The 6753-nt window shown below is 58.3% G+C and carries 5 protein-coding genes and 1 pseudogene; 1 reads left to right on the top strand and 5 read right to left on the bottom strand.

Features of this window, described 5'->3' with window-relative positions:
- Positions 1 to 293 precede the first annotated feature (293 nt).
- From HV770_RS30790 to HV770_RS30770, 5 genes and pseudogenes are all read right to left on the bottom strand, one after another.
- Positions 294 to 2162 carry a serine hydrolase domain-containing protein gene (locus HV770_RS30790; RefSeq protein WP_175165293.1) on the bottom strand — a complete coding sequence of 623 codons (1869 nt, stop codon included), beginning with the start codon at positions 2160 to 2162 and terminating at the stop codon, positions 294 to 296.
- 412 nt (positions 2163 to 2574) lie between these two features.
- A complete protein-coding gene (locus HV770_RS30785) occupies positions 2575 to 2889 on the bottom strand; it encodes a VOC family protein (protein WP_246291345.1) in 315 nt (104 codons plus the stop codon).
- Positions 2890 to 3053: 164 nt separating this feature from the next.
- Positions 3054 to 3563, bottom strand: a complete 510-nt coding sequence (locus HV770_RS30780; protein ID WP_175165292.1) for a GNAT family N-acetyltransferase — start codon at positions 3561 to 3563, stop codon at positions 3054 to 3056.
- A gap of 237 nt (positions 3564 to 3800) precedes the next feature.
- Positions 3801 to 4164: pseudogene (locus HV770_RS30775) on the bottom strand (GNAT family N-acetyltransferase); the annotation flags it as partial.
- A 31-nt stretch (positions 4165 to 4195) separates the two neighbouring features.
- On the bottom strand, positions 4196 to 5509 hold the full coding sequence (locus tag HV770_RS30770; protein WP_246291342.1) for an MFS transporter: 1314 nt from the start codon (positions 5507 to 5509) through the stop codon (positions 4196 to 4198).
- 443 nt (positions 5510 to 5952) lie between these two features.
- Between HV770_RS30770 and HV770_RS30765 the strand changes: the two genes are divergently transcribed.
- Complete coding sequence (locus HV770_RS30765; RefSeq protein WP_175165291.1) at positions 5953 to 6750, top strand: alpha/beta hydrolase; 798 nt, start codon at positions 5953 to 5955, stop codon at positions 6748 to 6750.
- The last annotated feature ends 3 nt before the right edge of the window (positions 6751 to 6753 follow it).

The following is a 6753-nucleotide window of genomic DNA, read 5'->3' as shown; positions in this document are numbered from 1 at the left end:
ACGGGGATCGTTGCCTCGTTCAAGTTTGCCGCTTCGCCGATCACCACAACTCGAAAACGTGCCGCGGACTTCAGCGCTTCGAGCCAAAACAAGACTTTTTCAACACAATCTTGAACAGAACCGACGTTCGAGTGTCCGTGCGCGCAAGCGTCGTTTCTGCGCGGGAAATCGCAGCGGCGTATGGCGCGCGCTGCGGCAAACCGAAGACCGGTGCACGCTCGCCAGACGCCTCGTGCGCAAACTCGATGCCGGCGACGGGATTGTGACGCCCGGCTGCATGGAACTTTCCACCGTCAGATCCGCGCGTAGATCGAACTGCCGATCGTCAGCGTCGCCGCACTGGTCGACGCGAAACGGATCTCGTAAAGGTCGCGTCCAAAATTGCCCGGCACTTTGATCGACATGCCGCCGAGCGTATCGCTCACCGGCACGAACAGCTGATAGCGAAGATCTTCGTTGCCGTACAGCACGTAGCCCGGAAGTTCGGCGAGTGTCGCGAAAAACGCCGGGGGATTGCCAAGAACGGCTATCGGCACCGCGCTCGGCGAATCGTTGGTCAATGTCCATTGTGTGCCGACGCGTTGCTGCCACGCGCTGTCGAGCGCCGCCAGCGCCGCGAGTTGCTGACCGACCGGCAGCGTCAGATACGCATAGCCCGCGCCCGGCACGACCCGCTTCATCAGGTAGCGAAAGTTGAACGCATTTCCTTCACTGTCGTTGCCCGACACGACTGCGAAGCGATACGACGCGGTATCGGTATCGCTCCACCACCAGCCGTCGCTGCGGTACCGGTAGCCGCCGATCTGCGCCCAGCCTCGCGTATCGGCGTCCCACTGGTTGATCTGCAGGCTACCGTCCGCGTTGGCAAGCACCTGATACGGCGAATCGGAATTGCCGTAGATCCCCGCGCCGCTCGCAATGCCCGGCCCCGATGCGACCGGCGGCGCCGTGGTACCGAGCTTCGCTGGCAGCGACGAAATCGTGCCGTCTTCCTTCAATGCCGACAGCACCAGCGTTTCGGCAATCGCGCGGGCGTCGTAGCCCGTATTGCCGGTCACCAGCAGCGCGAACTGCGAGTTGGGCACAACGAAAAATTCGGTCGAGTAGAACGCAGTGCCGCCGTCCTTTTCCCAGCCTGGCACGCCTGCGGCGTTGAGCGCCGGCTGTACCACAGTGTCCCAACCGAGACCCCAGCGCCATTCCGGCGACGGGTTGATCGTCAGGCTTTTTGTCTGATCCGTACCCATCTGCGCGATGCCAGCTGCAGACACGATGCGCTGTCCCTGGAACACGCCACCGCCGTAGATCATCTGCGCGAGATTCATCATGTCGGTGGGCGTCGAACTCAGTCCTCCGGTCGCGTACGCATTGACGAATTCCTGATGCTGCGTGCCGTTCACGTACGGCAGCGAGAACGATCCGCTGGACGGCACGCTCGTCAGATAGCTGGAGTGGGTCATCTTCAGTGGCACGAGAATCGCCGACTGGACGAAGTCCGCGAAGCTCTGGCCCGTCACGGCGAGCACAATCTGCTCGACCATCGTGAAGCCGTCGTTGCAATAGACCGCCAACTCACCGGGCAGATGCTTCAGATGCGAGTTGGCGAGCTCGGCTTGGGTGTCGGCGGCGTAGCCGGCGACCGGTTCAAACGTAAAGAGATTGCGCCCGTTCGTGCCGGGCAGACCGGACGCATGTGACAGCAGATGACGCGTGGTGATCTGCGCATATTCCGGCGACAGCATCGTGAAGTTCGGCAGATATTTGACGATCGGTGTGTCCAGCGTGATCAGCCCGCGATCCACGAGGATCGTCGCCGCCAGCGCGGGAAACAACTTGCTAACCGAGCCGATGTTAAAGCGCGTCTGCGGCGTTGCCTTGATTTGCCCCGGCACCGACGCCAACCCGAACGCCTGCTGCCAGACCACCGTATTGCCTTTGACCATCGCGACCGAGATCGCCGCGACGGGTTTCGACGGATCGCTGACGGCCTGCTGGATCATCTGTTGACCGAGCGCGATAGTCTGCTCATAAGGCGTCGGATGGATGTCGTCGTTCCCGCAAGCGGGCAGCACCGCCGCGAGCATCCCGGCGCCGGTGTAGCCGAGAAACTGCCGCCGGCCTACACTGAAAAAAACCTCGTGATTGCGATTGCACCTGGCCACGGCATTCCCCTTGTTCTGGTTTCCAAGGACATGCAAAAAAGCGCTTTTGTTCAACCACGGCGCCGCCAACGCGGCAAAGACAAACTTCGCAAATTTGATGCAGGGGGACCGTGTTTGTGGATGGGCCACCGTGCCCCAAATCATAGCCGTTGTGGTGCAAGCGGGAGTAGCGACGTGTCGAGATGCGACGAAGCTTTGGCTCAGGAGTGCGCCCGACAGGTGCCAAGATACATCAGAGTCCTCGTGTAGCGCTGCCCGTGTTCTCCCCAATTTGTTGTTCTCTGCACCGCCAGGTGTTATCTGCGCAACGGAGGTCCGTGAACGGACCCACAACAGCCCGTTGACGCCCTTAGGAACGGATACTCGCGACGGGCGGCAACGCGGGCCTAGATTTTCGGGGTAGAGCAACCGATTAGTCGTGACATGCGCAAAGTTCGAACTCATGGCCATCAGGGCTAACCAACACAATGCTCTTCATGGCTTCATTGTTCAGCCCGTCGAGAGCGACTGTTGCCCCAAAAGCCTTGGCGCGATCCAGAAATATATGCAAGGCGAATACGTCAAATTCGAACACAGGAACGCATCCGCTCCCGACGAACTCATCGCCAAAATCATTTAGCAGCAACCCGAAGCGGACTTCACCGAGCGAGAATTCGGTCCACTTATCCGACCCTGCGGTTCGACGCGCGTTCCAACAGGTTTTCCCAGAAAGCAGAACTGCGTTCAATGTCCGACACTTTCAAATAGGTGGTTCTAATCCGCATTGAATGCTCCAAGAACGTTTTCGGAAAGACGCAACAGATAATAGAGGTTCAAGAGTTTCACGTGAACAATTAATCGTTCACGATCTATGCACGAATATAGACTGACCGTTCGTGGCCGAGCATCGCCTCATGCGACTCGCGTATCCCCAGCACCAGGCAGTTGCTTTCCCATCTCGAACGCACGAAGCTCGTAGCCAAGTTCCTGATACAAATCGACCGCCTGTTCATTAAACGCCCAAACGGTCAACCTCATGTCGTTGGCACCGTTTTTTCGCGCCCACTCTTCAGCAAGTTTCATCAGCGTGTTCCCGACGCCGCGTCCCCGCAGTCGTTCCGAAACCGCGACTGAGCCAATGCGGCCAACGGTCAGCGGTTGCAACAGTGGACTTGTCGGCTGCATCACTTGAACGGTGATAAAGCCGACCGCCGTGCTGCCATGCTCGGCGAGAAACATGGCTCGATCTTCTCCCTGAAGGCTAGTTAGCCAGTGCGGCTTGTCTCGAGCGAACTCTTCAGTGGCGTTTGCATAGACGTCAGGACGTGCCTGATGATGGATCGCGTTCAAGATTTGACCCAACTCGCAAATTTTCAAAATGTCGTCGATGGTTGCGCGGCGATAGCTTATCGAGTCGGTCATCTTCAGCTCTTGATGGGGGGAAATAAAAAAGGCGCCTTAAGCGCCTTGGTCGTTTGCACATGGAATGGACCGTGAGGTCGAATTCCTTGCTATGGACGTAACGACCCACGGCGCAGTGTATAGCGACCGTGATGATGGTGGTGAGCCTTGCTCGGGACGTTACGAAGTTCCATGCTGTCATATTGGCACAAAAACAATTTCTGCGTGAGCACATTATTTTTTGAGTGGCGGCTGTATCTAACCGGCCATATGGGCCAGCAACGCCCATCGCTCGTGGTCGCGCCATTCTCCATTTATGCGGAGATATCGAGGAGAAAAACCTTCCTGTTTAAAATCCAACCGCCGCACAAGTGCGATCGACGCGATATTCCGTGGTTGAATATTTGCCTCCACCCGATGCAATCCAAGTTCGCTGAAAGCATAGATCACAGCTGCCCGTAGCGCGTCCGTCATCAACCCTGCCCGGGCGAAGTTCGACATTCCGTAATACCCGAGATAGGCGCTGCGAAAAGCCCATTACTATTTCGTTAATGTTCACCACACCGACAATTTGAATCGATGCCACTTCACGCGCAATGAGGCCGACGTTCGACCCGGTGAGACCAACCACGCGAGGCTTGCAGCGCTGCGATCTACATAGTCGGTCTCGATTCGGACACCATGGGTGATTCAAACGCATGGGGATATTCGTGACGAAACCAATCTTTCACCTGATCGTGGTTGAGCGCAAAGAATTCGCGCGATCGCGGTATCAGGACAAAACCAAAAGCGAACAGACAAGTGGCGAGGCCGAAGCATGCATAGACCTGCCCCACCGCCCAGTGCCTAAGCGCCGCGCCCGCGATCATCGGTCCAAGAATGCCCGCAATCTGCGTGGTCATCATGCTGGCAGCGAGAATGCGCACGCGATAATTCTGCGGGATAGCCAATGAGCGGTGAGTCGCGCCAACGAGTCCCATCGATGCATTGGCGAAGCCCACACATATGAACGCTAACATGAGAACGATGGGTGAATGGGCCCAGCCCGAAGCAGCAAGAGCCAGCCCTTCGCACATGGCGGCTCCGACCCGGACGTTGAATCGGCCGAAACGACTAACCAGTGCGTCAGAACCACGAAAGCTGCCGAGTAGCAAGCCTATTGACAAGGCCGCTTCGCACCCACCCAGCCATAGACCCGACAGCCCAAGTGATTGGACTTTGAGCGGGATCAGCATGCCGACCGCAGGGCCTTGGAATATCCAGACGAAGAAATTTACAAGTGTCCAGCCACGCTCCAACGGGACAATCCATTTAGCGTGCAGTCCGGCGCGCAGGTCTTTCCACCAAAGGGCTAAACCGCGATGGTGTTCGCGATGCTGAGATTGTGATGGAAGCTGCAAAGCCACGTAAGCAGCGACACCAAGCAGTATGCCGTTCATCCAAAATGTTGCAGCGATTCCGCCCAACGCCAATGTCGCGCCAGCCAATGCTGGACCCAGGGCACGGCCAGCCGCTTGCGTCGATTTGCGAAGACGAAGCGCTTCCGTCAAACGATTCGCCGGAAGAAGTTCGGCCGAAATGGTAGAACTGGCCGGATCGATGAAAGCTTTCGCGATAACGGTGACCACGCCTATGCAGACGATGAGCATAAGTCGATAGTCGGACAATGAGGCGAGGGTGGCAAGGGTAAAGGCGACGACCATCAGGGTGCATATACCCCATGCAATCTGCGGTCTCTTTGCGTAGCGATCCCCGAGTGGCGAAAGCAGTGGCATTGCAAAAATCGTGGTGATGGCAATGCTTGCGCTATAGATTGCCAAGTCATGGGCGCCTCCCCGATGAACAATCCACCAAGGCAGCGTGATGTAGCCAACCATTTCTGCCAATATGCGCATCAGATCGCTGAGAAGCAAACTGCCAAGGGGGAGACCAATTGAGTTTATGCGAGCTTTGATTTCCCGAAACACCGTCTTCCCCCGTTGAGTTCAATGATGCTACCTCAACATTTCCTTGCTGTTTAGAGGCACGTGGCCGGAGGTCGACGTTTCATTAGTGGACGCCGTGCACGGTCGATTCGCGACTGGCGACGCTTCGGATAGCGAGCGTCAGCAATTCACGGAGTTATGTCGAATGTCCCCTCCTAGCCGATTCTGGTCCAATATTGAAACGACAAGGCCGCTCGCCGTCGATGCTTTCGGTGGTGTGACTCACCGAAGTACGCAGCACAACGCTGGTCCACGGTTCACTGTGCAAGCGGGGGGCGTCGTAGCCAACTGCCCGTTGCCTTAGAGCCGTCCCTCCCGGCGTCGTCAGCGCGTGGCTCGCGACAACAGGCATAGGACATAAGCGGTGGCCAAAGCGCGCTAAACTGGGTTCGTTATGAAACGATCGGTGGATCGGGCTCAAGGCGATGAAATTCACCGGGTTGATGTTGTGTCTCACCGTTGCGTGCCTGATTGTGTTCGCAGGAGTCGCCATCTTGCAGGACCGTTTTATCTACTTCCCTGAGAAGGCTGCAACCGGGGACGTCGTTTCCAGCATACTTCGCGCCTGGCCGACACCTGAGGCGTTCCGCGGCCTCGTGGCCGAGCCCCTCGGATCCGTGCGCGCCACTGTCATCGTCTTTCATGGCAATGCCGGGCATGCCGGACACCGTTCGTTCTACGCCGCACCGCTCACGGGGCTCGGGCTGCGCGTGATCCTCGCCGAATATCCAGGCTACGGGCCGCGCGACGGCACGCCGGGCGAAGAGAGTCTGGTCGGTGATGCCCAACAGACCATCGCGCTGGCGCATCGGCTCTATGGCGCGCCGCTGCTGCTCCTCGGCGAATCGCTCGGGGCCGGCGTGGCGGCCGCCGCCGGCGCACGTGAACGCGACAAGACCGCTGGCTTGCTGCTCATCACGCCATGGGATCGGCTTGAGCACGTCGCCGCTTATCACTATCCGTGGCTGCCCGTGAAATGGCTGCTGCGCGACCGATACGACAGCGTGACCCATATGGCGTCGTTCGGGCGCCCTGTTCTCGTCGTGGTTGCGGAGCGCGACAGCATCGTCCCCCCGCGTTTCGGCGAAGCGCTCTACAACTCGCTGGCCGAACCGAGACAACTGATAGTGGTGAGGGCGGCTGAACATAACGACTGGATCGGCCGCGTCGACGAAACCTGGTGGCGGGAGGTGATCGGCTTCTTGCTCACGTCTTCGCATTGAAAT

The organism is Paraburkholderia fynbosensis, from assembly GCF_902859935.1.
Taxonomy (GTDB): Bacteria; Pseudomonadota; Gammaproteobacteria; order Burkholderiales; family Burkholderiaceae; genus Paraburkholderia; species Paraburkholderia fynbosensis.
The sequence above is the reverse complement of the archived record's forward strand: the minus strand, read 5'-3'. Positions and strand labels throughout refer to the sequence as shown.